Below are 25,895 nucleotides of genomic sequence, written 5' to 3'. Positions count from 1 at the left end.
CGGTTGTAAATTCTGTAGGGTGAAACCCTAGGGACTAATTCGTTGCGTTAAACAGAACGCAGTTCTATTATTTGTCAAAAGCCGCCGGGTTGCAAGGACAGATAACAGCCTGATGCTGCGGCCGGTTCGTGAAGGTCTCAATGTTCTGGAGGAGATGATGGCGAAGGTAAGCAATGTCGACGTTCTCGTGGTTGGCCACGGCGTCGCGGGGTTGTCGGCAGCGGTGTCCGCCGCGCAGGCCGGTGCTGCAGTTGCGGTGCTGGAGCGTGCACCTTTCGAGGACTTCGGCGGAAACAGCCGCTGGACCGAAGCGTACATGCGTATGAAAAATGACAGCGAGGTCAGCGATGATTTCGAGAGTCACTTCGCTGAGAACGCGGGGTCGAATCCGGATCCGATGATTCTCTCGGAGGCGGTATCCGAATACTCGCACTGGCCATCGATCGTCAAGGCACATGGGTTCCCCGACCCCGAATTGATCTCGTTCTTCGCCGCCGAGGCCCCGCCCGCGCTCGCTTGGCTCAAGCAGTTCGGCTGCCGATTCGAGCCCATGCCCATTTACCTGCTCACCCAGAACACGACGCGCATCGCATCGGTGGGAGGCGGTCTCGCGATTCTCGAGGCGCTGCTCAAGCAAGCCCGGGCGTTGGGTGTCGAGTTCCACTACAACACCACGGCCAAGGCATTGCTGCAGGACGGCGACGGCTGCGTGACCGGCGTGCGTGCGGTGTCCACCGAGGTCGGCCCGTTGACGTTCCACGCGCGAAACGTCGTGCTTGCTTCCGGCGGATATCAAGGCAATCAGGAAATGCTGACGCAGTACCTCGGTCCGAAAGCGAGCAACATTCGTCCAGTGGCGCGCGGCGGGTATTACAACAAGGGTGAGTGCATCCGCATGGCGCTCGATCTCGGCGCCGCACCCGCAGGGGAATTCGGTTCGTACCACGCCGAACCGGTCGACCCGCGCTCAGCGATGGCCGAAGCCGTTGTCTTCATCTATCCGTACGGCGTGCTGATCAATCGTAACGGCAGCCGGTTCGTCGATGAAGCACCGGGTACGGTAGACGCCCACTACGACAACATCACCCGTGCGATCGGCGAGCAGCCGGGCGGCGTGGCATATGTGATCTTCGACAACAAGGTCAACGACATTCCTCGCTGGCAAACCAGCATTCGTAGCGATCAGCCTGCCATTCAGGCCGATTCGCTGCCGGAACTCGCCCGGAAGCTCGGGCTCCCCGTTGACGCCTTCATCTCGACGATCGACGCCTACAACGCAGCTTGTCCCGCACCGGACGCGTTCGATGGCGGCATGACTCTGGACGGCCTGAGCACCAAGGGCGTCTGGCCGGCCAAGTCGAATCACGCGCGCACCATCGAAGCAGGGCCATTTTCTGCCTATCCCATCATTTCGGCGAACTGCTTCACGTTCGGTGGATTGAAGGTGGACACGCACGCGCGCGTGCTCGATACCGATGGGCGTGCCATCCCGGGCCTGCTCGCTGCGGGCGAGACGGTCGGCATTTATCACCAGGTGTACACGGGATCGACTTCCGTGCTGCGCGGCATCGTGTTTGGCCGCCGTGCGGGGCAGACGGCAGCGCTAGAGCGCGCCTGAAACTACAGCTGCATTAAACGAATGAAGCGAGGAGACAACTCATGAAACGTCGCGATTTTCTTCGGTTGAGCGCCGCTGCCGGATTGGCAGGCGGGTTCGGTGTGGCCGACATCCAACGGGCGCTTGCCGCCGACGGCTTGGATCTCTTTATGCTCAGCGCATTCTCCGGCCCATTTGCCGCAAACGGCAAGTTCGGCGAAATGGGGGGCCGCCTCGCGGTCAAGAGCCTGTCGCCGTCGATGGGCCGCAGCGTTGCCTATCACACCATCGACACGCAGGGTAATACCGGCACGGCAGTGCGTAAGATTCAAGAAGCGATCAACCAGAAGCAGGGGCGCCTGTTTCTGGGGGGCGCGCTGTCGAGCGAGGCGCTCGCCGTCAGCCGTGAAATCGAACACGCTGGCGGTGTCTATATCACCTATGTCGGCGCCGACGAGATTACCGGTTCGGCGTGCAACCGCGCGACGTTCCGCTGGGCCGTGCCGACTTATGGCGCAATTCGCCAGACCGTCGCACCCGTGGCAGACATGTTTCCGAAGGCAAAGCGCTGGTACACGATAACCCCGCAATATGTGTTCGGCGAGGGATTGCTAAACAACGCCAAAGATGTGTTCCGGGAAAAGGGTATCGAACACGTGGGCAACAGTTATCACTCGTTGCAGGACAAGGAGTTTTCAGGATATCTAACCAACGCGGCGGCTTCCAATGCGGACGTTCTGTTGATTCTGAACTTCAGTCAGCAAAGCATCGATACCCTCAGGCAAGCGGCCAGCTTCGGCCTCAAGAAGAAAATGAAAATCGTCGTTGCCTGGTCGGCTGGCCTCGACCAGTTTGCGACGCTCGGTCCCGATATCTGTGAAGACGTCTTCTTCGGCGTGCAGTACTGGCACGGCCACGACGCGCCGGCCAACCGGGCCTTCGTCTCGCTCAATCGTGAAGTCAACCGGGCGAATCCCACCTATTTCACCGCGGCGGACTTCGCTATCACGAGCATGATGCTCGACGCGGTGCGTCGCGCGAACACGACCGATCCGAAGCGCGTGGCGCAGACGCTTGAGTCGATGAAATGGGCCGGCATCACTGGCGATGAGGAAATGCGCGCATTCGATCATCAAGTATCGAAGAACTATTTTCTGATGCGAGGCAAGGCCAAATCGAAGATGCGCGATGCCGACGATTTTGCTGAAGTCGTGTCGTTCGGGAAGTCGTTCCCCGACCAGGGAAAGTCGCAGTGCAAGCTCGCCTGAAGGCATTTTCATAATCTGACGACGGCGCCATTGGTCAACCGCCATGGGCGCCGCCGGCAAACCCGATTCAGGTGCAAGTCATGGGCATCTATCTGTTTCAGATCATCAACGGCATCGGTCTGGGGATGATCTACTTTCTCGTTGCAGTCGGACTGAGCATCACCCTCGGGCTGCTTGGATTCGTCAATTTCGCGCATGGCATGTTCTATCTGCTGGGCGCTTACCTGACGTTCCAGATCGTTTCGTGGGGTGGCAGCTTCTGGGCTGCGGCGGTAGCCGCTCCGCTCGTGGTCGCAGTGCTTGCGTTTGCGCTTGAACGAGTGGTTCTTGAACGAACCTACAAATTGCCGCACAAGTATCAGATCGTCGCAACACTCGGCATCGTATTGATCGCGCAAGAAGCCGTCGTGATGCTGTGGGGACCCCTCGGCAGCGGCGTGTCCGTGCCGGATTCGCTGGCCGGTGTGGTCTCGCTCGGCAACTTTCAGTATCCGCTCTATCGCGTATTCGTCGTGGCCGTCGCTGCCGTGCTCGCGATCGCGCTGTGGTTGCTGCTCGAGCGCACGACGTTCGGTGCCCTCGTTCGCGCCGGCAGTGAATCGTCGGAAATGGTGAAGCTGCTTGGCGTCGATGTCCGAACACTGACCAGCCTCACATTTGCGCTCGGCGGCATGATCGCCGCGATCGCGGGCGTGCTGATTGCCCCAATACGCGGCGCTGACCCGGGTATGAGCGGCGAAGCGCTGGGGATTGCCTTCGTGGTTGTCATCATTGGCGGCATGGGGAGTTTTACCGGGTCGATTGTTGCCGGAATTCTGGTGGGGGTCGTTCAAAGCGTGATGAGCACCCTCTGGTCGGAGGGCGCCCAACTAATGGTGTACGTCGTCATGACTTTGGTGTTAATCGCCGCGCCGCGCGGCATTTTGGGGAGAGCGTGATGAGCCGGATCATCAATTGCGCATCGCCTGTTCTGTTTCCGCTCGCGTTCGCGATCGTCTTGCCGTTCGTCGTCTCATCCCCAACGCTGGCGGGTTCCGTGCTGGTGTATGCGGTGGCGGCGATGGCCTGCAACCTGCTTCTCGGCTATGGCGGACTGTTGTCCTTTTGTCAGGGCACGTTCTTCGGCTTGGGCGGATATCTGTTTGGACTGGCGCTCCTGCGGGGTCATTGTGGGGTTCTCACCGCGCTGGTCATCGCAATCGCGGGGTGCGGCCTTATCGCCGGCTTGATCGGCGCCGTCGCCATCCGGCGCAAAGGGCTGTATTTCGTGATGCTGACGCTTGCGTTCGCCCAGCTTTTCTACTTCGTCGCGTATTCGCTGCCCGCGTTGACGGGGGGCGACAACGGAATGGAGGGGCTGCCGCGACTGGCAACGCTATTGCCATTCGTGAAGGGCCTGCCGGTGGCCGACAACCTCGCGCTCTACATTCTGATCGCAATCGTTTTCATCGCCGCTTACGGCTTACTGCTTCGTGTGATTGGCTCGCCGTTCGGCTCTGTCTTGATCGCGATTCGCGAGAATGAGCATCGTGTCGGACCGCTCGGCTACAACGTGCGGCACTACAAGACACTCGCGTTCGTTCTGTCAGGGGCGCTGACCGGTCTCGCGGGCGCGATCGATGCCCTGTTGCTCGGCATGGTGCCGCTCTCCAATATCGACATTGGCACCAGTCAGAACATTCTGATCGCAGCCATTCTCGGCGGGTCGGGCTCGCTGAGCGGGTCGGTGCTCGGCGCTGCTGCGCTCGTGGTAGCGAGCGACTTTCTTTCGGATCTCTGGCCGCGGTGGCAGATGGTGCTCGGCGTACTGCTGGTCTTACTCGTCATCTTCGCGCCGGATGGCTTGTCGGGGCTCTGGCGGCGCTTTGCTTCGCGCCTGCGCCGCCAAACTTACGATCGCAAGGACAAGCAATGGACTACATTCTAGAAGCGCAATCCGTCGGCGTGCGATTTGGGAACTTCATCGCCAACAAGAACGTCGATCTGCGTGTGAAGCGCAATTCGATTCACGCACTGATCGGCCCGAATGGTGCCGGCAAGACCACATTCTTCAACGCTTTGTCTGGCCGCATAGGGACATCGTCAGGGCGGGTGATATTCGACGGTCGCGACGTGACCCGCGTGCCTGTACATCGCAGGCTGCACGCGGGCATGGCGCGCTGCTTTCAGATTACGAACTTGTTTCCCGGGCTGACGACGCGAGAGAATCTGCGACTCGCTGCGCAGGGAGTCCGTTCGGTACGTGCGCTCGATTTCATTTCGAGACGCGAGCGCGACGCGCAGGCTTCCGAGATGGCGGAATACCTCATCGAGCGATTGGCGCTGCGAGCGGAGGCGGACCGCCGCGTTGGCGAACTGTCGCATGGGCGGCAGCGCATCATCGAGGTGGCGATGAGCATGGCCGGGCGGCCGCAGTTGTTGCTTCTCGACGAGCCGACGTCCGGTATGGGTGTCGACGATCTGCCGGTGATGCGCGCGCTGCTCAAGGATTTGAGCCGCGACCATACGGTGGTGTACGTGGAACACAACATGCATCTGGTCATGTCGCTTTCGGATCGGATCACCGTCCTCTTCGAGGGGCAGGTGCTCACCGAGGGCACGCCGGACGAAATTAGACGTGACGAGCGCGTACGGCGCGTTTATTTGGGGGAGCGACATCATGTTGCGGGTTGAAGGCTTGTGCGCCGGGTATGGAAGCGCGCGTATCGTGCACAACGTTTCGCTCGAAGTGGCTGCGGGTGAGATTGTTTGCCTGCTGGGCCGCAACGGTGCGGGAAAGACAACGACGTTAAGTGCGATTGCGGGCGCGCTCCCGTTGTTCGCTGGTGAGGTTCGTCTCGGCGGCAAGTCGATCGAGCCGAGACGCGCCGATGTCGTTTCGCGCCACGGTCTGAAGTTGGTTCCGGAACACCGGGGCATCTTCGCCATGCTCACCGTCGAGGAGAACCTGCGCATAGCGGCGCGGCGCGACTCGATCTGGTCGCTCGACGCGGTGTACACGCTGTTTCCCCGTTTGCGCGAGCGCAGAAAGAATGGCGGGTCGGCGCTTTCGGGCGGCGAGCAGCAAATGCTCGCCATCGCACGTGCGCTGGTGAATGGCCCCAAGCTTCTGATGCTCGATGAACCGAGCGAAGGGCTGGCGCCGGTCATCGTCGACGAAATCATGGCGATATGTCGCACGATCCGCGCCGAAGGCATTCCCATCCTGCTCGTCGAGCAAAGCGTGGATGTCTGCATGGCGCTGGGGGACCGCCACTATATCCTGGAAGAGGGGCATATCGTTTATCACGGTACCCGCGACCAGTTCGCAGGCGCCGACGACGTGCGGAATCGGTATCTCGCCGTGGAGGTCGGGTGAGCACTGCGCGAGGAGCGGTCAGGGCCGAACGGATTCGTTTAATATACGGGCGATCCAGAGAGGGAGACTTATGAGTTCAGACGGTGTAGCAGCGGTTGAGCGCGCACTCGATATTCTTGAGGCGTTCAACGAGCGCGATGGCGCGCTTACGCTTGCCGAAATCGCAAGCCGCACGGGTTTCTATAAGAGCACGATTCTCCGCTTGATCGATTCGCTGGAAAAGTACGGCTACGTTCAGCGTACTGCCGACGGGCTTTACCGGCTCGGGCCCAAGACGCTGTCGCTTGGCTTCATGTATCAGCGAAATTTCAATACGTCCGATCTCGTTCCTCAGGTCCTGCGCCGACTCGTCGATGAGATCAACGAGAGCGCTTCGTTCTACGTTCGCGACGGCGATTCGCGTGTCTGCCTGCATCGGCAGGACGCCGATCGTGCCATACGTGATTCGGTGCATGTCGGTCACCGGCTACCGCTCAACGTTGGGGCGGGCGGCCATGTGATCCTTGCGTTCAGCGGCTTGTCGGGCGATAAGTACGAGCGCATTCGCGATCGCATGTACGCCGCCTCGGTGGGGGAGCGCGATCCCGAGACAGCCGCACTGGCATGCCCCGTGCTCGGCGTGCGCAACCAACTGGTTGGCGTGATTACGATTTCAGGGCCGCGCTATCGGCTCGAAGCCGAGACGCTGGACTCTTACGCACCGACGCTGTTGAAGTTCGCCGCAGAGCTGACAAAACAATGCGGAGGCGACGAGACACGTCTGCTAAAGGCTGCGCAGCCGAGATAACCCAAGGCACTAGGCGGTACTGCAAGAAGACCGCCTATTTTTTAAAATTACGATAGAACGATGTTCTATTGGACAGACCTAATTTGACCATTTTTGGTCAATGTTTCAGAAAATAATTCTGAAATCGAGGTAAAAATGACTCAAGCATTGGAAGGAATCAGGATTCTCGATGTGACGAACGTCCTGGCCGGACCGTTCTGCGGCTATCAGCTGGCGCTATTGGGGGCCGACGTCATCAAGGTCGAAACCCCCGGCACCGGCGACCTGGCGAGGCAGCTTGGTGCCGATCCGGCGCTGAACGCCGAGTTGATGGGCACATCGTTTCTCGCACAGAACGCTGGAAAGCGGTCGGTCACCGTCAATCTGAAGAGTGAGGCCGGCAAAGCCATCTTCCACAAACTGGCTGCGTCTGCCGATGTTGTCATCGAGAACTTCCGGCCCGGCGTCATGGATCGCCTTGGTGTCGGCTACGACGATCTGCGCGACATCAATCCGCGCCTCGTCTATTGCGCGATTTCCGGCTTTGGTCAGACGGGCCCGCTCAAGGATGCCCCCGCCTACGATCAGATCGTTCAGGGCATGTCGGGCGTAATGAGTGTGACCGGCGACGAACGGAGCGTGCCGATGCGCGTCGGCTACCCGGTCGCCGACACGTTGGGCGGTGTTACCGCAGCGTTTGCGATCAGCGCGGCGCTGGTGCGCCGGGCGGCAACGGGAGTGGGGACGTCCATTGACGTTTCGATGCTCGATTGCATGCTGGCGTCGATGGGGTGGGTCGTCTCCAATTATTTGATTGCGGGACAGCGGCCTCAACCGATGGGGAACGAAAACTTCACGGCCGCCCCTTCCGGCACTTTCGAAACGGCGGATGGCCTCCTCAACATTGCTGCGAATAAGCAGGAGCAGTTCGTTGCGCTCGTAGCGCTCCTCGGCATTCCCGAACTCGCCAGCGACGCGCGCTTTGCGCAGCGCGAGGCGCGCAAGCGGAACCGGGCGGAACTGAAAACGCTCATCGAGGCCGCCTTGAAGGCAAAGGCCGCTGTCGAATGGGAGCCGGTGCTGACCCGGGCAGGCATTCCCGCAGGGCGGGTGCTCGATGTGGCGAGCGCGCTTGCCGAGCCGCAGGTGAAGCAACGCCGGCTGGTGAAATCGTTTCGACGCGCCGTAAGGAATGAGCGAGACGTATCGGTGGTGCTTTCCGGATTCAAGATGCGCGAAGCAGAGCCGGACGTCGCTTGTGCACCTCCCGCGCTGGGCGAACACACCGCTCAGGTGTTGGGCGAGCTCGGGTACACGAGTCTCGAAATTGAACAGCTCAAGAATCAGGGAGCGGTATGAAACAGACAACCGGAAAGCCATCGACGCCGCCCGAACAATGGTGGAAGACGTCGATCATCGACATTCAGCCCGGTGCAATCGGTATTCGCGGCTACCCGATCGAAGCCCTCATCGGTAATTTGAGCTACGCGCAAATGGTCTGGCTGATGCTGCGCGGCGAAGTCCCGTCGAAGCCGCTGGCGGCGCTGCTCGAGGCCGCGCTTGTCGCGGCAGTCGACCACGGACCTCAGGCACCGTCGATTGCGATTGCGCGCATGAGCATGACGTGTGGCGTCGGCATCAATAACGCGATGGCATCCGCGATCAATGTGCTGGGCGACGTCCATGGCGGGGCGGGGCAGCAATGCATGGATCTGTTCCGCAGTGTGCTTGAATGCGCGAGCGCCGAGCCGTGCGACATCGCACACGCGAGCGATGCCGTGGTGGGCGATCACCAGCGCAATGTGTCGAAGATGATTCCCGGATTTGGTCATCGCTTTCACCCCGTGGACCCGCGCGCCACGCGCTTGCTCGGGCTTGTCGAGCAAGCGCGGTGCGAAGGCCTGGTGACTGGACAGTACCTTGCTGCGGCAAGGGCGATCGAGGCCACGCTTGCCCGGCGCGCAAACAAGCCGATCCCCATCAATATCGACGGTGCGACGGCGGTGATTTATAGCGAGCTGGGTTTTTCGGCGGCGCTGGGGCGCGGGCTGTTCATTCTTTCGCGCTCGGTTGGCATCCTCGCGCACGCGTACGAACAGTCGCAGGCGCAAGAGCGCATCAAGGGTCCGATGCCGCCCAGCGTTCCCTATACCTATACGGGACCGGCGCGACGTGACCTTCCCGCTTCGATCAATCGGTGTGCAGATGACCAGCATTGAAGCGATGATGGACGCCAACGCGTTCGTCCAGCCGATCGACTGGGCCGACGGCGGGCGAAGTCGCATCGTGTCGCTGCGCGAGATCGAGCGGGCGTTCCCGGCCGTTGCACGCCTTCCGATGTCGATCCGGATCCTGCTCGAAGGCGTGGTGCGGCGCTTCGACGGCGAACACACAACGGGTGCGCATCTCAGCAATCTGCTCGCGTGGCACAGCGGGGTGCGCGACGAAATTCCGGCCTGGTTCTCGCGCGTGTTGCTGCAGGATGCTTCGGGCATTCCACTGCTCAGCGACCTTGCGGCAATGCGCGCAGCCGCGTGGCGCGATGGCATTGCGCCCGAGTGTGTTCAGCCGCGCATTCCGGTAGACCTCGTCATCGATCATTCGGTCGTCGCGGATTTCTCGGGAACACCCCTGTCGCAGACCCAAAACCTAGCGCGCGAGTTTAAGAACAACGACGAGCGCTATCGGTTCGTGAAATGGGCGGAGCAAGCGTTCCATGGCCTGCGCGTTGTTCCCCCCGGGCACGGCATCGTGCATCAAGTCAATCTGGAGTACCTCTCAACAGGGCTCGTGCAGCGCGACGGATTCGCCTTCCCCGATACCCTGGTCGGAACCGACTCGCACACCACGATGGTGAACGGACTCGGCATTCTCGGCTGGGGAGTGGGGGGGCTGGAGGCCGAATTGGCCGTGCTCGGACTGCCGCTTTACGTGCCGACACCGGACGTTATCGCTGTCGCGCTCTCCGGATCGCGGCAGACGGGGACGAATGCCACCGATCTGGCGCTTTACCTGACGGGCGTGCTGCGCGAATACGGTGTGGTTGGCAAGTTTCTTGAATTTGTCGGACAGGGGGCGCGCAAATTGAGCGTTCCCGATCGGGCCACGATCGCGAACATGGCGCCAGAGTATGGTGCGACGGTCGGCTACTTCGCGACCGACGAAAGCACGCTGGCGTACTTTCTCGACACAGGCCGCCCGAAGCAACGGGTCGATCGCCTGGGCGCTTACTGCCTTCGGCAGCGTTTGCTGGGTATCCCGGAAGCCGCCGATCTGGATTATTCCGCGACGCTCGAAATCGATCTATCGCGCGTGGGTCGGTTGGTTTCCGGCCCTCGCCGTCCGCATCAGACGCTGTCGTTGCCGGACGTTGCGGCAAGTCTTCCGGTCGACCCCTTGCGGGTTGATTCGCCGCGAGGCGACATGGCGTCGCTCGCCGACGGCGCGGTCGTGCTCGCGGCGATCACCTCGTGCACCAACACCGCCAACCCCGCCGCGATGTTGACGGCAGGGCTCGTGGCAAAGGCCGCCGTGGCGCGTGGCGTGACCGTGCCGCAACACGTGAAGACCGTGCTTGCGCCGGGGTCGCTTGCGGTCACGAAGTATCTGGAGCGCGCTGGCCTGCTTTCACCGCTCGAGGCCTTGGGATTCTATGTGGCTGCTTACGGGTGCTCCGCTTGCGTCGGAAATACCGGGGCGTTGCAACCGGGCGTGGAAAACGACATCGTTGCGAGGAATGTGACCGTGGCGGCCGTGCTTTCCGGAAACCGGAACTTCGAGGCGCGAATTCATCCGCTGGTCAAGGCGAACTATCTCGCAAGCCCCGCCCTCGTGGTTGCCTACGCTCTCGCTGGAACCGTTCTGACGGATCTCGACGCGCAACCCGTGGCCACGGATCGTGACGGGCATCCGGTCTATTTGCGCGACCTGTGGCCGGACGACGCCACGGTGGAGGCATTGCTTCTGCACGTTCTCGATCAACGCGATTACGCGTCGATCACCGACGCAAGCGGCGCAGCCCGACAGACGTGGAACGCAATCGCGTCAGATGACGGCGCGGTCTATCGATGGCAGGACGACTCCACGTACTTCGTCGAGCCGCCGTTCTTCGATAGAACAAAGCAGGCGATCGGCGCAGCGCCCATTACCGGGGCGCGCGTGCTGGCCGTACTCGGCGACGCCATCACGACGGACCATATCAGCCCCGTCGGGCGCATCGCGGCCGAGGGAGATGCTGGACGCTATTTGCGGCAGCAAGGCGTTGCGCCAGAAGACTTCAACACCTACGGCGCGCGCAGGTGCAATCACCACGTCATGGTGCGCGGAACCTTCGCGAGCCCGCGCCTGGTCAATGCGTTGGTGCACCCGCTTGTCGGGCCGCTAGCGCGCTCGGCGCGCGATGGGCAGGTACGCACAGTATTCGAAGTCGCTCGGGAGAACGCGCACGACGGCGTACCCAGCGTCATCGTCGCGGGCAAATCGTATGGCGCAGGTAGCGCGAGAGACTGGGCGGCGCGCGGAACGTCGTTGCTTGGCGTGTCCGCAGTCCTGGCCCGTAGCTTTGAACGTATCCATCGCAGCAATCTCGTTCTGATGGGCGTCATGCCGATCGAGTTGCCGGAATCGACGGATTTCGACGAGATGGAATGGCACGGAGACGAGTCGGTCGACATTCATTTCGACAGCGATTCGTTGACCTGCCGGCAGCCCGTGCGCGTTGTCGTGACCCGTGGGGAAACGACAGTGGCGCAATCGACGGCGACGCTGCGCGTCGATACGTCTGCCGAGCTTCGGTATCTGCGCTCGGGCGGCGTGCTTCGCTACGTATACGAAGCGCAGATCGCGGGCGCCGCAGACGGCCATCGCAACTGAGTAAACGACTGAATTGCCTAGTGATATGAGGAACAGGAAATGAAGATTATCGTGACTGTGAAGCGCGTGGTAGATCACACCGTGAATGTCCGGGTGAAGTCGGACGGTACGGGTGTCGACACCGCGAACGTAAAAATGTCGATGAATCCCTTCGACGAGATCGCTGTCGAGGAAGCGGTTCGGCTCAAGGAGGCAGGCGTGGCCACCGAGGTGATCGCGGTCTCTGCGGGTGTGGCCCAGGCGCAGGAGACGCTGCGCACGGCGCTGGCGATCGGCGCGGACCGCGGCATCCTGATCGAGTCGAACGAGACTTTGCAGCCGCTGGCCGTGGCAAAGCTGTTGAAGGCCATCGTAGACCGGGAGCAGCCGCAACTCATCATCCTGGGCAAGCAGGCCATCGATGACGACTCGAACCAGACCGGCCAGATGCTCGCAGCGCTTGGAAATCTGCCACAGGCGACGTTTGCCTCGAAGGTCGTCATCGCTGACGGCAGCGCCGTTGTAACGCGCGAAGTGGATGGCGGTGCGCAGACACTGTCGGTCAAGCTTCCCGCTGTGATCACCACCGACCTGCGCTTGAACGAGCCGCGCTATGCAACGCTGCCGAGCATCATGAAAGCGAAGAAGAAGCCGATCGAGACGATCAAGCCCGACGATCTCGGTGTTGACGTCACACCACGGCTGACAACGCTCAAGGTCGCGGAACCCGCGAAGCGCGGCGCCGGTGTGAGGGTGCCGGACGTGGCGTCGCTGCTGGCGAAGCTGAAGGCTGAGGCGAACGTACTCTGACAAACGGGCAAGAGAGGAAAGACATGACGATTCTGGTAATCGCAGAACACGACAATGCGACCGTCAAGGCCGCGACACTGGGCGCAGTGGCAGCGGCGAAGGCGATCGAGGCGTTCGCGGAGCAGGGCGTGCACGTGCTGATTGCGGGCTATCACGCGCATGGCGCTGCGGAGGCGGCGGCGCAGATCGCAGGGGTGAGCAAGGTGCTGCTGGCCGATGCGCCGCAGCTTGAAACGGGCCTGGCCGAGAACGTCGAGGCGACGGTGTTGAGCGTCGCGAGGCATTACTCGCACATACTGGTGCCCGCCACCGCGTCGGGCAAGAATATCGCGCCGCGCATTGCTGCAAAGCTCGACGTGGCGCAAATAAGTGACGTCACCGCAGTGTGCAGCGCAGACACGTTCGAGCGCCCGATCTACGCAGGCAATGCCATCGCAACGGTGCAATCGCGCGATTCGATCAAGGTCATCACGGTCAGAGCGACGAGCTTCGAAGCGGACGCATCAGCGGGCGGCAGTGCGCCCATCGAGCGCATCGATGCGGCGCCCGACGCGGGGGTATCGAAATTCGTGAGCCGTGATGTGACGAAGCTCGACCGCCCTGAACTGACAAGCGCGGGCACCATCGTGTCGGGCGGTCGCGGGCTGGGTAGCGCAGAGAACTACAAGCGCTTGCTGGAGCCGTTGGCCGACAGGCTGGGCGCTGCGCTGGGCGCCTCGCGCGCGGCGGTTGATGCGGGTTACGTGCCGAATGACTACCAGGTGGGCCAGACGGGCAAGATCGTGGCGCCGCAGTTGTACTTTGCCGTGGGCATCTCGGGCGCGATCCAGCATCTGGCGGGCATGAAGGATTCGAAGGTGATCGTGGCGATCAACAAGGACCCGGAAGCCCCGATCTTCGGCGTCGCGGATTACGGCCTCGCGGGCGATCTTTTTGAGATCGTGCCGGAACTGGTCCAACGTTTGCAGTAGCGGCGGGGTTCGACATTTCGGCCGGCGTGCGGCGACAGCGCGCGCTCGACGCACGGGCGTGCCCCGAGGGCGGCAGCGAATTCACGTTTCGTCTGCCGCGGCTCGGCTACGCCGCCGGATGGCGGTGCATTGCTGATCAGGCCTGCGGTCCATTCGGCTTGGCGGTGTCCTCACGGGAGGAATCGGTCGACACGGGCAGACCCGTAATCTTGGGCACGCATTCCCGGTGGAACCACACCAGATTGACCGGCTCGCCCGCAAGCAGACGTTTGACCGGGGGCACGACTTGCTCGCCGAGCAACATGCCGAGCAGGCCGATGAGTGCGACGGCCGGCGGCGCCGGTGAGCGCACGCCGAGGCCGCCGTAGATAATGCCGACGAGAATGCCGACGGCAAGCGAGACGAGATAGAGCTTCATGACGGGTTCCGCGTGACACGCGCGGCGTGGGCGCGCAAGTCGACCCATGCGACGGCCGTGAAGCCGCCGACCAGGCCGAGGTGTTCGAAGAAGGCGTTGGCCAGCATCACGCGCTCGCCGGCCGGTACCGCCCAGAAGCGGTTGGCCATGAACGAGGCGGCCAGCGTAAACGCCGCGAGCGCGAGCGCGCCGAGCCAACGCAGGCGTCCTGCGAGAATCAGGGCCGAGGCACCCAATTCCAGCACGATCACCGCCACGGCCATCGGCACGGCCGGTGCGAGGCCGAAGTGCTGCATCTCGGCGATCGCACCGGGAAAGTCCCATGCCTTGTCGATACCGCCTTGCAGATACGCGCTGCATAGCAGCAGCAAGGCGATCCAGTACAGCCAGCGCGGAAGACGCGACGCGTCGGTGCCGGCACGCGGCGCGGCGTCGGTAGAAGCGGGGATGCCAGGCGACATAACGGACTCCAAACGGATGAACGAAGGGTGCTCAGAAGGCCCAGCAGGAGCAGCCCAATGCCCCCCAGAACCCGCTCTCGTCGGTGGCCGGAACGCTTGAGGACCACGCCTTCGCATGCGAATGGCCGTGCACGCCGCAAGCACTTGCGCAGGCGCAACTCACATTGACGTTGAGCACGTTCTGGCGCGGCTTGTAGCCCACGCCGTGACGTGCCGGCGACCAGTCCGGCATGGCGGGCGGCAGCGACGGTGCGTATCGTTCGTAGTCGCCATCGCCGTGTACGACCTTGCCGCCGAGCAGCGTGAGGACCGACGTGATGTCCTGAATGTCGTCTTCCGGCACGCTGTAGTAGTCTGCCGAGAGCACGGCGAGATCGGCAAGCTGGCCGACCATGATCTGCCCCTTCTTGCCGACTTCGGACGAGAACCATGTGTTGGCTTCGGTCCACAGGCGCAGTGCATCTTCACGGTCGATGAGATTGCCCGGCGCCGACATGCGCAGCCCGCCCACGGTCTTGCCGGTGACCAGCCAATAGAGCGAAACCCAAGGGTTGTACGAGGCAACGCGGGTAGCGTCAGTGCCTGCACCGACCTTCACGCCGCTCTCGATCATGCGGCGGATCGGCGGCGTGGCTTCGGCCGCGCGTGCACCGTAGCGCTCGACGAAGTATTCGCCCTGATAGGCCATGCGGTGTTGCACGGCAATGCCGCCACCCAACGCGGCGATTCGATCGATGTTGCGCTCGCTGATCGTCTCCGCGTGGTCGAAGAACCAGTGCAGGCCATCGAACGGCACGTCCTTCGCGACTTTCTCATACACGTCGAGCGCGCGCGAGATGGTTTCGTCGTAGGTCGCATGCAGACGCCACGGCCAGCGATTCTCCGCAAGCAGTCGCACGACCGGTTCGAGATCCCCTTCCATCGACGGCGCCATCTCGGGCCGCTCGACGCGGAAGTCTTCGAAGTCGGCTGCCGTATATACGAGCATTTCGCCTGCGCCGTTGTGACGATAGAGATCGTCGCCCTGCCCCGGACGCACTTGCTTGACCCAGTGGCTGAAGTCGGCGAGCTCTTCCTTCGGCTTCTGCGTGAACAGGTTGTATGCGAGGCGCACGGTCAGTTCGCCGTCGCGGTGCAGCGTCTCGATGATCTGGTAATCCTCGGGGTAGTTTTGATACCCGCCGCCTGCGTCGATCACGCCGGTGATGCCCAGACGGTTCACTTCGCGCATGAAGTGGCGCGTGGAGTTCTTTTGATACTCCGGCGGCAACTTCGGACCCTTGGCGAGGGTGGCGTAGAGAATGGTCGCGTTCGGCCTGGCGAGCAGCAGCCCGGTCGGGTTGCCCGAGGCATCGCGCACGATCTCGCCGCCCGGCGGATTGGGCGTGTCCTTTGTATAGCCGACGGCGCGCAGCGCTGCGCCGTTGAGGATCGCGCGGTCATACAGGTGCAGGATGAAGACCGGGGTGTCCGGGGCGACAGCATTGAGCTCGTCGATGCTCGGCAGACGCTTCTCGACGAACTGGTGTTCGGTAAAGCCACCCACCACGCGGACCCATTGCGGTGCTGGCGTGCGATCGACTTGATCCTTGAGCAAGCGCATGGCGTCGGCGAGCGAACGCACACCGTCCCAGCGCAACTCCATGTTGTAGTTCAGGCCGCCGCGGATGATGTGCATGTGACTGTCGATCAGTCCGGGAATGACGCATCGGCCCTGCAGGTCGATGACCTGAGTGCCGGCGCCGGCCAGGCGCATGACGTCGTCGCGCGTGCCGACGGCGGTGAACTTGCCGTCTGTGACGGCCACGGCGTGGGCTTGCGGATGGGCGCGGTCGAGCGTGATGAACTTGCCGTTGACCAGTATGAGATCGGGCGCGGGGGTGGTCATGGCGAGCCTCAGCTATTGATGAAGGCGAGCAGGTCGGCGTTGACCTGATCGGCGTCGATCACACACATGCCGTGCGCGCCGCCCTTGTAGACCTTGAGCGTGGCGTTCGGGGCAATCTTTACCGACAGCTCGGCGGCATTGGCGATCGGCACGATCTGGTCGTCGTCGCCGTGCAGGATCAGTGTCGGGATCGTCATCTTCTTGAGGTCTTCGGTGTAGTCGACTTCCGAGAATTCCTTGATGCACAGGTACTGGCCGAGGACGCTGCCGGTCATGCCTTGTGCCCAGAAGGCGTCGATGGTGCCTTGCGAGACCTTCGCGCTCGGACGGTTGAAGCCGAAGAACGGCACGGCCAGGTCCTTATAGAACTGCGAGCGGTTGTCGGCGACGCCCTTGCGGATGTTGTCGAACACTTCCAGCGGCAGCCCGTTCGGGTAGGCGGGCGTCTTGGCCATGATCGGTGGCACGGCGCCGATCAGCACGGCGCGGGCGACACGCCTGGTGCCGTGACGGCCGATGTAATGAGCGACTTCACCACCGCCGGTTGAGTGACCGACCAGCGTGGCGCCCTGAATGTCGAGGGTGTCGAGCAACGCCGCCAGATCGTCGGCGTAGGTATCCATGTCGTTGCCTTGCGCCGACTGGCTGGAGCGCCCATGACCGCGACGATCGTGCGCGATTACGCGCAAGCCGTGCTGCACCAGAAACAGCATCTGTGCGTCCCAGGCGTCGGCATTGAGCGGCCAGCCGTGCGAGAAGACCACGGGCTTGCCGGTGCCCCAGTCCTTGTAGAAGATTTGCGTGCCGTCTTTCGTGGTGATCGTGTTCATCGTGTGAGCTCCTGAGCGGGCGGGATGGCGGGCTTGCGACGTTGCGTCTTCGTCATGATCGGATAATCGTGAGGGGGCTGTGTGACAGGGGGGCGTCCAAGCTTCTCTGCAGCGCAAGGCGCGGGAACGCGGCGGCCGATCACGCTCAAGCCTAATCGCTCTGAGCGGACGAATCTATCGGCCCTTGGTATTACCCCCTCGCCCCCAAGCAGGAGCGAGGCATCCGAGCGCGGACGAGAAGGCTGAAATCGCTGGCTGGAACGGCGCCCGCTTGCGGCTTGAATTCGTGCCGAAACGGGCGAATCGATTGGCGCAGACTGCGCGTATCGCGGTGCGTCCGTGCTTGGCGGGATCGAATCGCCGGCCGACGGTACGCGTCATTCACCGACCCAGGGGGGGGCTCGAATGCAACGCCCCGTTGAGCGAATTGCAGCGTGGCGCGTCCGTATGGCGCCCTTCCGGCGTCTGCCTTCGCATACCTTGGTGCTATTGGCGGTCGCTGGCGTTTGTGGTCTGATAGATGCGTTCCTCACGTCCCGCGCTGCGCGCTGCCCATCATGACCCGCGAGCCCGACGAAATCGTCACGAGCATCATTTCCCACGAGATCCTGCCGGAAGCGACCGCCCGCTATGAACAATGGCTGACGGATATTCGCAAGGTGTGTGAACGCTTCGAGGGTTATTTGTCGACCGACGTGATCCGGCCGCTTGGCAAGCAACACACGTACGTCGTGATCATTCGGTTCGACGGCTTCGCGAACCTTACGCGATGGATGGAATCGGCCGAGCGCTCGGACTTTCTGCAGCGCATGCAGCCGTTTTTGCCGAAGGGAGACCGCTATCAGATTCGCACGGGCCTGGAGTTCTGGTTTGCACCGCCCGCGCACAACCCAGCCACGCCCTGGAAGCAATGGCTGGTGACGTGGTCCGCCATTTTCCCGCTGTCGGTATTGGTGCCTTGGGTGCTGGGGCCGGTGTTTGCGCTGTGGCCGTTCGCGGGCGAGTCGATCGTCGCCCGCATGGGCGGCACCGCCGTCATCGTGTTGCTGATGGTCTACGTGGTCATGCCGCGCTATACGAAGGCCGTAGCGAGCTGGCTGTTTCGCTGAGGGGGGTGTGGTGCGCGCCGTCAGGTGGCTACGGTGGCCACGGCCACCACGGCTGCGTCGGGCGCGCTATTCGGCTGACGAAGCCTTCGCCGGACGAGGATGCATGCTGGCGGGATCGTGCCCCGTCATCGCGTCGTGGCCATGATCGGATACCTGGGCGTCGAACCAGTCATGCAGGGCGGCGACAAGGCGAGGCTCGTCTGCGCGATAGACGATTTCACCTCCATTGGGCACGTCGCGATAGTCGATCTTCAGTTTGCCCGGCGCCGCGCCTCGCAATGCCGACAGGCCCGGCATTTCGTTGCCGTGGATCTTTTGCGGTGCGCCGAAGTCCCCCGCCGCGAATTGCTGGGCGATCATCGCCATATGCTCGCGGATCAGCGCGACCTGCTTCGGATCGTGATGCTTCGTGACGACCTGCTGGACGCCGCCATCGACCGTCTTCGTGAAGATGTGGGTGGCGGCGCTCAGGGAGAACGGCATGACCTCGGCGCCGCGTTGCGCCACGACCGCCTGGCGTGCTGTCACGTCGGCAAGGGCGGGCGAAGAGAGAAGGGCAGCGCCGAGCACGACGGCGGTGGCGGCCCCGATCAGGGCAACAGAAGAGCGTTTCATGGATGACTCCAATCGAAAGAGCATTCGAAGTCTGCCGTCACGAGACGACTCCGGATATGACTGAAATCATACGCGGCAAAATGTCGTTTGACTCGGTGCGTGCCTGGCGAAGTTCCGCGCGGGTGTCGAACCTGAACGTGTCGAACGGGCATTGGCGTACGGCGTGGATCCGATGTTCGTTCAGCTATCGGAGAGCCTCGCCCACACTCTCGCCAATAGGGCGTAGGATTCCCACTAAGTATCGATGGCGGGTTCGATACGGGGCTGGCCCGTCGCAGGCGCGATGGGCCGTTGTTGCGATTGCTTCGCGTTCTCTTGCCGGTGTACGGAGTCGGGATGGCGGTGGCAACTGCTCAAATGAAGGCCTCTGACGAGCGACGGCAAGTCTCACTGCCGAGCGACGCGTGCGCCTGGCCGGCGCGTTCGGACGAGTTGCTGCGCGCCGCCGGCTACGATCCTGACGCGATTCGGCGACGCAAGGAGAGTGGTGCGCCGTGGCGGATGCACCCCCGGCATATGGTCATGGCACTCGCGGCGTCGGCATTTGTCCCGACACTCGCATTGGTGGCGTTCGCGATAGCGGCCCGGGTCGTCGTCGCGCTGTTCTAGCGTGACGCCCGATGAGCCGTCACGAATTGCCGAAGCGACAATTTCCGTGCGCGCGTCACTTCAGAGCATGATGTTCCGGCGTCCTCACTGATCGCGCGTTAGCGGCATCGTGCGCTCGGTTGTCCTACAGAACGCGTCCGCGCATGCCGAAACACCGAGATTGCAAGCGCGATCGCGCTAAGGGTTCGCTAAGGTTGGGCGCCTAGGATGAAGGTGAAGGTTGTGCAATGGCAGTGCCATTGGCCCTTCACACTCGTCACCCTTAGGAGTTCGATCATGAAGACCTCATATGTTGCTGCGCTAGTTGCCGTGGTGGGATTGTTCGGTGCAGTACAGGCCAACGCGCAAGCGCTCACAAGTCCGTCCGCGATGTCCGGCGGCGCCCCATCCTATTCGCTCACGCGCGCACAGGTCTATGGACAACTCGTGAGTGCGGAGAAGCGCGGCAGGCTGCAACAAGGCGACACCGTCTATCCTGAAGCCGCGATGAGCCACCGCCCGCAAATGCACGCCACGCGGCTTTCCGTCGAGAATAGCCTGAGCCGGGCCGAACAGCGCGGCTTGCTCACTCGGCCCGGAAACGAGTATCCGGTGGTTCACCTCGCGGCGCGCACACATGCGGCGTGGACGCATAACATCCAGGTTGCGAGCGAGCAATCCATCGAGCGTCAATATGCTCATCCGTGATCGTTATTGCAACATTGGCCATTCGGCAAGGACGCTTTTTTTCGCGGAAGGCGGGCTTGCTAAGTTTTCGCTAAGTGTCGCGCCCCAGAATGTTCACCAAGGGGCACGGCACTTGGCGGCTGTGTCGGCTGGACTACGTTTCCAATCAGTGGCGAAGAGGCTTCGATGAAACAAACTGTTACACGTTATGATGCGGCATCCCGTTATCTGCACTGGCTTACCGCAGCCCTGTTGGCTGCGCAATTCGTTGTCGCCTTGACGATGCCCGATATCACCCGGCAGACGCCTGCCATCGGTCTTGTCGCGTGGCATCTTTCGCTCGGCGTCACGATTCTGGGGCTCACGGCCATCCGATTGGTGTGGGCGCGTTGCCGCAGCACGCCGGTGCGAGGCGTGAAGTCGATTCTGCACACGTTCGCCGGCATTGCGCACAAGGGCTTGTATGCCCTGCTGGTAATCGTCCCTGTGTTGGGCTGGATCAATGCCTCGGCGCGCGGCTATGGGCTGAAGCTGCTCGGCGTGGTGCCCTTGCCCGCGCTATCGGCCAACGGGTCGTCGTTCGGCCACTCGATGGGCGACGTGCACTCTTTCCTCGCCTATGTGCTGCTCGGCGCGATTGCGCTGCATATCTGCGCAGCCCTCTACCATCACTGGGTCCTGCGTGACGGCACCTTGCACAAGATGCTTCCCGTGCAGAATCAACCTGAACCCAGCACGACCCGGTAATCGGCACGCCAGGTGTGACGCCCCGTCGAGGGCAGTCGCACTGCGCAAATCTTCCTGACAAACTCACGCGCCCGCACGCCGTCTCCGGCGACTGCGGGCGTGAGCTTTTGTGCGCTCACGTTCGAGGCGGTGCGGCGGCAACGACCGCTTTGCTGCACCCGGTTGATTGGCCCGCGTCACTAATGCCTGGCTAAGTGAGTGGGCATAGGCTTCGCCTTGCGTGAATATCCGCGCTGATCTGGAGAGCCTTCATGGACTGCTGCACCTCGCGTACCTTCGTCGCGCTCTCTTGGACGAACGACAAGGCCGTTTGATGGACACACAACGCACTCGACACGACAACGGACAAACCCATCACGGAGACGCGGCATGGAGCGCTTGAATGACGCGCTGTTTCTCATGCTCAATGCTTCGGCTGTGCCTTCGCCGCCGGTACTCGCAATCGCGACCTTCTTTGCTCAGTATCTGATTCTGGCGCTGCCGGTTGCGATCGGGGTGGCGTGGCTGCGCTCGGACGAGGGGCAGCGTCGAGCGCTGATTGCTGCCGCCGTAGCCGGTGCCGTGGGGCTGGCAATCAATCAGGCGATCGGCTGGGTGTGGCAACATCCGCGTCCGTTTGTCGCAGGTATCGGTCACACCTATCTGGCGCACGCCGCCGACAGCTCGTTTCCGAGCGATCATCTCTCGCTGATAGGGTCGGTTGCGTGCGCGCTCATGTTGGACCAGCGAACGCGCATGGCTGGCGTTGCCACGGCATTGCTTGGCATTCCCGTGGCATGGTCGCGTATTTTTCTCGGTGTTCATTTCCCCATGGACATGGCCGGTTCGGCCGTCGTCGCCGGGATCTCCGCATGGCTCGTAACGCGACGCATGCGCTGGGTGCTGATGCCAGCGTACCGTGTCGCGCTGTTCGTCCATCGAAAGTTGTTCGCACGATTGATTGATTTGGGATGGGTCAGAGCATGAACGAAAACGTAAGGAAAACACTCAGCAAGGTCCCCGAGGTCACGCTTCTTTTCTGGGTGATCAAAATCGCGGCCACGACTTTGGGTGAGACTGGCGGCGACGCCGTCTCCATGTCGATGAACCTCGGCTATCTCATTGGTACGGCGATTTTTGCCGTCGTCTTTGCCATTGCGGTCTCGGCGCAGATTCGCGCCAAGGCATTTTCGCCGCTGCTGTATTGGGCGACGATCATCGCCACGACGACGGTCGGCACCACGCTCGCAGACTTCGCCGACAGATCGCTTGGCATCGGATATGCCGGCGGCACCGCGATCTTGCTCGCCTTGCTGCTCGGCTCGCTCTGGATCTGGTACCGGACGATGGGCTCCGTGTCGGTGCACACGATCAACTCCCCCAAGGCCGAAGCCTTCTATTGGGTTACGATCATGTTTTCCCAAACGCTGGGTACCGCATTGGGTGACTGGACTGCAGATACGGCGGGGCTTGGCTATACGGGCGCAGCCGTGGTGTTCGGCGCGCTTCTGCTGATCCTCGTCGGGGCCTATTGGTGGACCCGGACCTCGCGCACCTTCTTGTTTTGGGCGGCTTTTATTCTGACGCGGCCGCTGGGTGCCGTGGTCGGCGACTTTCTGGACAAGCCGGTCAGCGCGGGCGGGCTTGCCCTCAGCCGGTATTCGGCTTCGTTTGCGTTGCTGGCGTTTATTCTGACGAGTCTGCTCTTGTTCCGGCAGCGCGCCGCAGCGAAAGCACACTGACGCGTCGTTCGAGAGGAAGTGACATGCGTATCCTGCTTGTCGAAGACGATCCCATGATTGGCAGTGTCGTTCGCGATTCGCTCAAGGATGCGACGTTCGCCGTGGATTGGGTCAAGGACGGACAAGCGGCCCAGGCCGCAGCCGACTGTCAGCATTACGACCTGGTCTTGCTGGATCTGGGGTTGCCGGGCAAAGACGGCCACGCAGTTCTGCAAAGCCTGAGAGCCGGCGGACACCGCGTTCCCGTCATCATCGTGACCGCGCGCGATGCGCTGCCGGATCGGCTGAAGGGCCTGGATTCCGGCGCCGACGACTACATTCTCAAACCGTTCGAGATGGCCGAGTTGCTCGCTCGCATTCGCGCTGTCATGCGGCGTCAGGCGGGACAGGCGCTCCCCGTCATGTCGAACGGCATCGTCACGCTCGATCCGGGAACGCGGGAGGCTTGTACCACCGAGGCCGCGTCGATCAAGTTATCGAATCGCGAGTTCGCGTTGCTCGAAGCGTTGCTGGCGCGGCCCGGTGCCATTCTGTCCAGGAGCGACCTGGAGGATCGGATTTACGGGTGGGGCGAAGAAGTGGAGAGCAATGCCATCGAATTTCTCATTCACTCGCTGCGCAAGAAGCTGGGCGCGAGCGTCATCAAGAATGTGAGGGGGGCAGGATGGATGGTATTAAAAGGCGATTGAACGACTCCATTCGCCTGCGCCTGAGTCTGTGGCTCTCGGTGGCGATCCTCGTCTTTGCCGTGATCGCCGGGGTAATTTCGTTCGCCGCAGCGTTCGACGAAGCGCACGAGCTGCAGGACGATGTGTTGCGCCAGGTCGCCGCACTCGTCGACAACAACAATCTGCCGACCAGCGAGTTTCGCAATATTCAGGCGTCCCAAACGCGTGACGAGGAAGCACGCGTAGTCGTTCAGCGGCTGGGGATTGTCACGACGCCCGGCGCGGGCGACGGTGGCGACAAGCTGCCACTCCCGTTGCCGGTGACCATGCTCGATGGCCTATCGACCGTGGTCGTGGGCGGCGAGCCGTATAGGATACTCGTCAAGACGCTGAAATCCGGCGAGCGCATCGCGGTGGCACAGGAGACCGACGTTCGCGACGAGATCGCCCGCACCAGTGCATTGCGCACCGTCATGCCGCTGGTGGCGTTTGCCCCCGTGTTGCTGCTCGTGGTCGGGTGGCTGGTGCGCAAGATATTTCGTCCGGTCGCGAGTTTGTCTGGAGAGATCGACCGTCGCCAATATGGCGAATTGCATCCGGTGTCGACCAAACACCTTCCCAACGAGATCCGTCCGTTCCTCAGCGCCATCAATAACCTGCTCTCGCGCGTGGCCACTTCCGTCGACGCGCAGCACCGGTTCGTTGCCGATGCTGCCCATGAGTTGCGCACGCCATTGACGGCGCTGTCCCTACAAGCTGAGCGGCTTGCCGAGGCCGATATGTCGGCCACCGCGCGTGAGCGGCTTGCCGAGTTGCGTCTCGGCATCGAGCGGGGGCGGCACATGCTCGATCATCTGTTGACGCTGTCCAGCGTTCAGGCGACAACGAGCGACGCCGCAGCGAGCACCGACTCGGTCTTGCGTGTGCTGCGTCAAACCCTGGAGACGCTTTACCCGCTCGCCGAAGCCAAGGGAATCGACATTGGCATCGAGGCGGGCGACGATACATCGCTGCCGATGAGCGAGGCGGATTTGAGCGTACTGATGAAGAATCTGGTCGATAACGCGATTCGCTACACCCCGGCGGGTGGCCGTGTGGATTTGGTGCTCGAGCCGGGAAAGCACCAAACCGTTTTGCGCGTGATGGACACGGGTCCCGGAATCGCACCCTATGAGCGCGAGCGTGTTTTCGACGCCTTCTACCGAGGACTTGGGACAAGTGAAGTGGGCTCGGGCCTCGGCCTGTCCATCGTGAAGGCCATTGCAGAGAAGGTTGGGGCGGACGTACGCCTCGCCTATACCGATGAACGCGCCCAGTCCGGATTGAGCGTGACCGTCGTCGTGCCGGCCGTATCGAAGTCTGGGCAGGTGGGGGGCGTGGCGTGACGTGGCTGGCCGTACCGGCGGTGACGACACGGTCCTGCTACGCGAGCGGCGATAACGTCGTCGCCCCTACGTTTTTGCGATTGACGATCCAGGGCGGCGAATGCTGGCCTGAGCCAATGGGAAACGGGCGATAATCCGTCGAAATAAGCACATCATGCCGGATGTGTGTTCGCATCTCGTCCACTCGCTGCCTGCTGTGCGAGCGCATGGCTCGCCGTGCCGACGATCGCGTCCGAGCCGGCGTTTGACTCACCAGCCACCACAACCTGCCAGTTTCGCGTCGACGTGCGTTTTGCGTTTCTGTAGGCGGCTTTCCACGTTCATGACAGGAAGACACCATGCCCGATTCTCGGATTCACTCTGCCGACGTGCTCGCACATAACGCCGCCGCTTGGGATCGCCAGGCGGCGGCGCAGTGTGAGTGGTCGCGTCCGGTTAGCGCGGAAGTCATTGCGTCGGCGCGCAACGGTGACTGGTCCGTCCATCTAACACCGTCCGCGCTCCCCGAGGGCTGGCTGCCCGATGTCCGAGGCCAACGCATCTTGTGCCTTGCTTCCGGTGGCGGTCAGCAGGCGCCGGTACTGAGCGCCGCAGGTGCACAAGTCACGGTACTGGACGCCTCCGCCGCACAGTTGGCGCAAGACGACATGGTCGCGCGCCGGGACGGACTCACGTTGACGACGGTCCAGGGCGACATGCGTGATCTCTCGGCGTTCAAGGATGCCGCATTCGATTGCATCCTTCATCCGATTTCCAACCTGTACGTGCCGGACATTCGCCCGGTATGGGCGGAGTGCTTTCGGGTGTTGCGCCAAGGTGGAAGACTGCTCAGCAGCTTTTTCAATCCGGTCGTCTTCGTGGCGGATCGCAGTCCGGAGTATGCCGCCCAAGGCATCATCCGTCCGCGCTTCAAGGTGCCCTACTCGGACGTGCGTGATCTGACATCGTCGGAACTCGCCAAAAGGCGATCGAACAGCGAAGCCCTGGTCTTCGGGCACAGCCTCAGCGAGCAGATCGGGGGGCAACTGGAAGCAGGTTTCGTGCTCAAAGGCTTCTACGAAGACGAACAGCCGAAGCCTCGATTCGTCATCGAGCATTTTCTGCCGTCGTTTCTGGCGACCTACGCGATCAAGCCCTGACGCAAGCAAGCGTTCAAC

Annotated in this window: 26 protein-coding genes; 21 read left to right on the top strand and 5 right to left on the bottom strand. The window is 62.3% G+C overall.

Annotated elements, in window-relative coordinates:
- Positions 1-112 precede the first annotated feature (112 nt).
- The 12 genes from ACE3UG_RS19045 to ACE3UG_RS18990 all read left to right on the top strand — a co-directional run bounded on the left by ACE3UG_RS19045 (position 113) and on the right by ACE3UG_RS18990 (position 13,621).
- The gene (locus ACE3UG_RS19045; RefSeq protein WP_374626799.1) at positions 113-1,618 is read left to right on the top strand and encodes an FAD-dependent oxidoreductase; all 1,506 of its coding nucleotides are present in this window, start codon (positions 113-115) and stop codon (positions 1,616-1,618) included.
- A gap of 41 nt (positions 1,619-1,659) precedes the next feature.
- Positions 1,660-2,865 carry an ABC transporter substrate-binding protein gene (locus tag ACE3UG_RS19040; RefSeq protein ID WP_374626797.1) on the top strand — a complete coding sequence of 402 codons (1,206 nt, stop codon included), beginning with the start codon at positions 1,660-1,662 and terminating at the stop codon, positions 2,863-2,865.
- An 80-nt stretch (positions 2,866-2,945) separates the two neighbouring features.
- Positions 2,946-3,803 (top strand): branched-chain amino acid ABC transporter permease, encoded by an 858-nt coding sequence (locus ACE3UG_RS19035; RefSeq protein WP_374626795.1) that lies wholly within the window; start codon positions 2,946-2,948, stop codon positions 3,801-3,803.
- Positions 3,803-4,792 carry a branched-chain amino acid ABC transporter permease gene (locus ACE3UG_RS19030; protein WP_374626793.1) on the top strand — a complete coding sequence of 330 codons (990 nt, stop codon included), beginning with the start codon at positions 3,803-3,805 and terminating at the stop codon, positions 4,790-4,792. The genes ACE3UG_RS19035 and ACE3UG_RS19030 overlap by 1 nt, the downstream gene beginning before the upstream one ends.
- Positions 4,777-5,538, top strand: a complete 762-nt coding sequence (locus ACE3UG_RS19025) for an ABC transporter ATP-binding protein (RefSeq protein WP_374626791.1) — start codon at positions 4,777-4,779, stop codon at positions 5,536-5,538. Before ACE3UG_RS19030 ends, ACE3UG_RS19025 begins: the two co-directional genes overlap by 16 nt.
- Entirely contained in the window at positions 5,522-6,223 is a 702-nt protein-coding gene (locus tag ACE3UG_RS19020) for an ABC transporter ATP-binding protein (RefSeq protein ID WP_374626846.1), read from the top strand. The genes ACE3UG_RS19025 and ACE3UG_RS19020 overlap by 17 nt, the downstream gene beginning before the upstream one ends.
- 70 nt (positions 6,224-6,293) lie before the next feature.
- Positions 6,294-7,010: an IclR family transcriptional regulator gene (locus ACE3UG_RS19015; protein WP_374626789.1), complete on the top strand. Its 717-nt coding sequence runs from the start codon at positions 6,294-6,296 to the stop codon at positions 7,008-7,010.
- Between the two features lie 135 nt (positions 7,011-7,145).
- On the top strand, positions 7,146-8,348 hold the full coding sequence (locus tag ACE3UG_RS19010) for a CaiB/BaiF CoA transferase family protein (RefSeq protein ID WP_374626787.1): 1,203 nt from the start codon (positions 7,146-7,148) through the stop codon (positions 8,346-8,348).
- Entirely contained in the window at positions 8,345-9,208 is an 864-nt protein-coding gene (locus tag ACE3UG_RS19005; protein WP_374626784.1) for a citryl-CoA lyase, read from the top strand. Before ACE3UG_RS19010 ends, ACE3UG_RS19005 begins: the two co-directional genes overlap by 4 nt.
- Entirely contained in the window at positions 9,195-11,861 is a 2,667-nt protein-coding gene (gene acnA / locus ACE3UG_RS19000; RefSeq protein WP_374626782.1) for an aconitate hydratase AcnA, read from the top strand. The genes ACE3UG_RS19005 and acnA overlap by 14 nt, the downstream gene beginning before the upstream one ends.
- Before the next feature lie 39 nt (positions 11,862-11,900).
- Positions 11,901-12,650, top strand: coding sequence for an electron transfer flavoprotein subunit beta/FixA family protein (locus ACE3UG_RS18995; protein WP_374626780.1), 750 nt, complete (start codon positions 11,901-11,903; stop codon positions 12,648-12,650).
- 23 nt (positions 12,651-12,673) lie between these two features.
- Positions 12,674-13,621 (top strand): electron transfer flavoprotein subunit alpha/FixB family protein, encoded by a 948-nt coding sequence (locus ACE3UG_RS18990; RefSeq protein ID WP_374626778.1) that lies wholly within the window; start codon positions 12,674-12,676, stop codon positions 13,619-13,621.
- Positions 13,622-13,757: 136 nt separating this feature from the next.
- Here the strand turns inward: ACE3UG_RS18990 and ACE3UG_RS18985 are convergent, their stop codons facing one another.
- Genes ACE3UG_RS18985 through ACE3UG_RS18970 form a run of 4 tightly spaced genes read right to left on the bottom strand, consistent with a single transcriptional unit; the run spans position 13,758 to position 17,218 of the window.
- A complete protein-coding gene (locus ACE3UG_RS18985; protein WP_374626776.1) occupies positions 13,758-14,039 on the bottom strand; it encodes a DUF1427 family protein in 282 nt (93 codons plus the stop codon).
- On the bottom strand, positions 14,036-14,500 hold the full coding sequence (locus ACE3UG_RS18980) for a DoxX family protein (RefSeq protein WP_374626774.1): 465 nt from the start codon (positions 14,498-14,500) through the stop codon (positions 14,036-14,038). Before ACE3UG_RS18980 ends, ACE3UG_RS18985 begins: the two co-directional genes overlap by 4 nt.
- A 31-nt stretch (positions 14,501-14,531) precedes the next feature.
- Positions 14,532-16,388 carry an amidohydrolase gene (locus ACE3UG_RS18975; RefSeq protein ID WP_374626772.1) on the bottom strand — a complete coding sequence of 619 codons (1,857 nt, stop codon included), beginning with the start codon at positions 16,386-16,388 and terminating at the stop codon, positions 14,532-14,534.
- A gap of 8 nt (positions 16,389-16,396) precedes the next feature.
- Positions 16,397-17,218 carry an alpha/beta fold hydrolase gene (locus ACE3UG_RS18970; RefSeq protein ID WP_374626770.1) on the bottom strand — a complete coding sequence of 274 codons (822 nt, stop codon included), beginning with the start codon at positions 17,216-17,218 and terminating at the stop codon, positions 16,397-16,399.
- A gap of 557 nt (positions 17,219-17,775) precedes the next feature.
- Between ACE3UG_RS18970 and ACE3UG_RS18965 the strand changes: the two genes are divergently transcribed.
- A complete protein-coding gene (locus ACE3UG_RS18965) occupies positions 17,776-18,327 on the top strand; it encodes an antibiotic biosynthesis monooxygenase (protein WP_374626768.1) in 552 nt (183 codons plus the stop codon).
- A 66-nt stretch (positions 18,328-18,393) separates the two neighbouring features.
- Here the strand turns inward: ACE3UG_RS18965 and ACE3UG_RS18960 are convergent, their stop codons facing one another.
- Positions 18,394-18,942, bottom strand: a complete 549-nt coding sequence (locus ACE3UG_RS18960; RefSeq protein WP_374626766.1) for an aspartate carbamoyltransferase — start codon at positions 18,940-18,942, stop codon at positions 18,394-18,396.
- A gap of 357 nt (positions 18,943-19,299) precedes the next feature.
- Between ACE3UG_RS18960 and ACE3UG_RS18955 the strand changes: the two genes are divergently transcribed.
- The 8 genes from ACE3UG_RS18955 to ACE3UG_RS18920 all read left to right on the top strand — a co-directional run bounded on the left by ACE3UG_RS18955 (position 19,300) and on the right by ACE3UG_RS18920 (position 25,877).
- Positions 19,300-19,551, top strand: a complete 252-nt coding sequence (locus ACE3UG_RS18955; RefSeq protein WP_374626764.1) for a hypothetical protein — start codon at positions 19,300-19,302, stop codon at positions 19,549-19,551.
- 276 nt (positions 19,552-19,827) lie between these two features.
- Complete coding sequence (locus ACE3UG_RS18950; protein WP_374626762.1) at positions 19,828-20,238, top strand: DUF4148 domain-containing protein; 411 nt, start codon at positions 19,828-19,830, stop codon at positions 20,236-20,238.
- Between the two features lie 165 nt (positions 20,239-20,403).
- A complete protein-coding gene (locus tag ACE3UG_RS18945) occupies positions 20,404-20,964 on the top strand; it encodes a cytochrome b (RefSeq protein WP_374626760.1) in 561 nt (186 codons plus the stop codon).
- Between the two features lie 369 nt (positions 20,965-21,333).
- Positions 21,334-21,930, top strand: a complete 597-nt coding sequence (locus tag ACE3UG_RS18940) for an undecaprenyl-diphosphatase (protein WP_374626758.1) — start codon at positions 21,334-21,336, stop codon at positions 21,928-21,930.
- The gene (locus tag ACE3UG_RS18935) at positions 21,927-22,685 is read left to right on the top strand and encodes a hypothetical protein (protein ID WP_374626756.1); all 759 of its coding nucleotides are present in this window, start codon (positions 21,927-21,929) and stop codon (positions 22,683-22,685) included. Before ACE3UG_RS18940 ends, ACE3UG_RS18935 begins: the two co-directional genes overlap by 4 nt.
- Before the next feature lie 23 nt (positions 22,686-22,708).
- Positions 22,709-23,374, top strand: coding sequence for a response regulator transcription factor (locus ACE3UG_RS18930; RefSeq protein WP_374626753.1), 666 nt, complete (start codon positions 22,709-22,711; stop codon positions 23,372-23,374).
- Positions 23,371-24,738, top strand: a complete 1,368-nt coding sequence (locus tag ACE3UG_RS18925; protein ID WP_374626751.1) for an ATP-binding protein — start codon at positions 23,371-23,373, stop codon at positions 24,736-24,738. Before ACE3UG_RS18930 ends, ACE3UG_RS18925 begins: the two co-directional genes overlap by 4 nt.
- 338 nt (positions 24,739-25,076) lie before the next feature.
- Complete coding sequence (locus ACE3UG_RS18920; RefSeq protein ID WP_374626749.1) at positions 25,077-25,877, top strand: class I SAM-dependent methyltransferase; 801 nt, start codon at positions 25,077-25,079, stop codon at positions 25,875-25,877.
- Positions 25,878-25,895 lie beyond the last annotated feature (18 nt).

Origin of the sequence: Pandoraea sp. (assembly GCF_041919235.1) — a bacterium.
GTDB lineage: Bacteria > Pseudomonadota > Gammaproteobacteria > Burkholderiales > Burkholderiaceae > Pandoraea.
The sequence above is the reverse complement of the archived record's forward strand: the minus strand, read 5'-3'. Positions and strand labels throughout refer to the sequence as shown.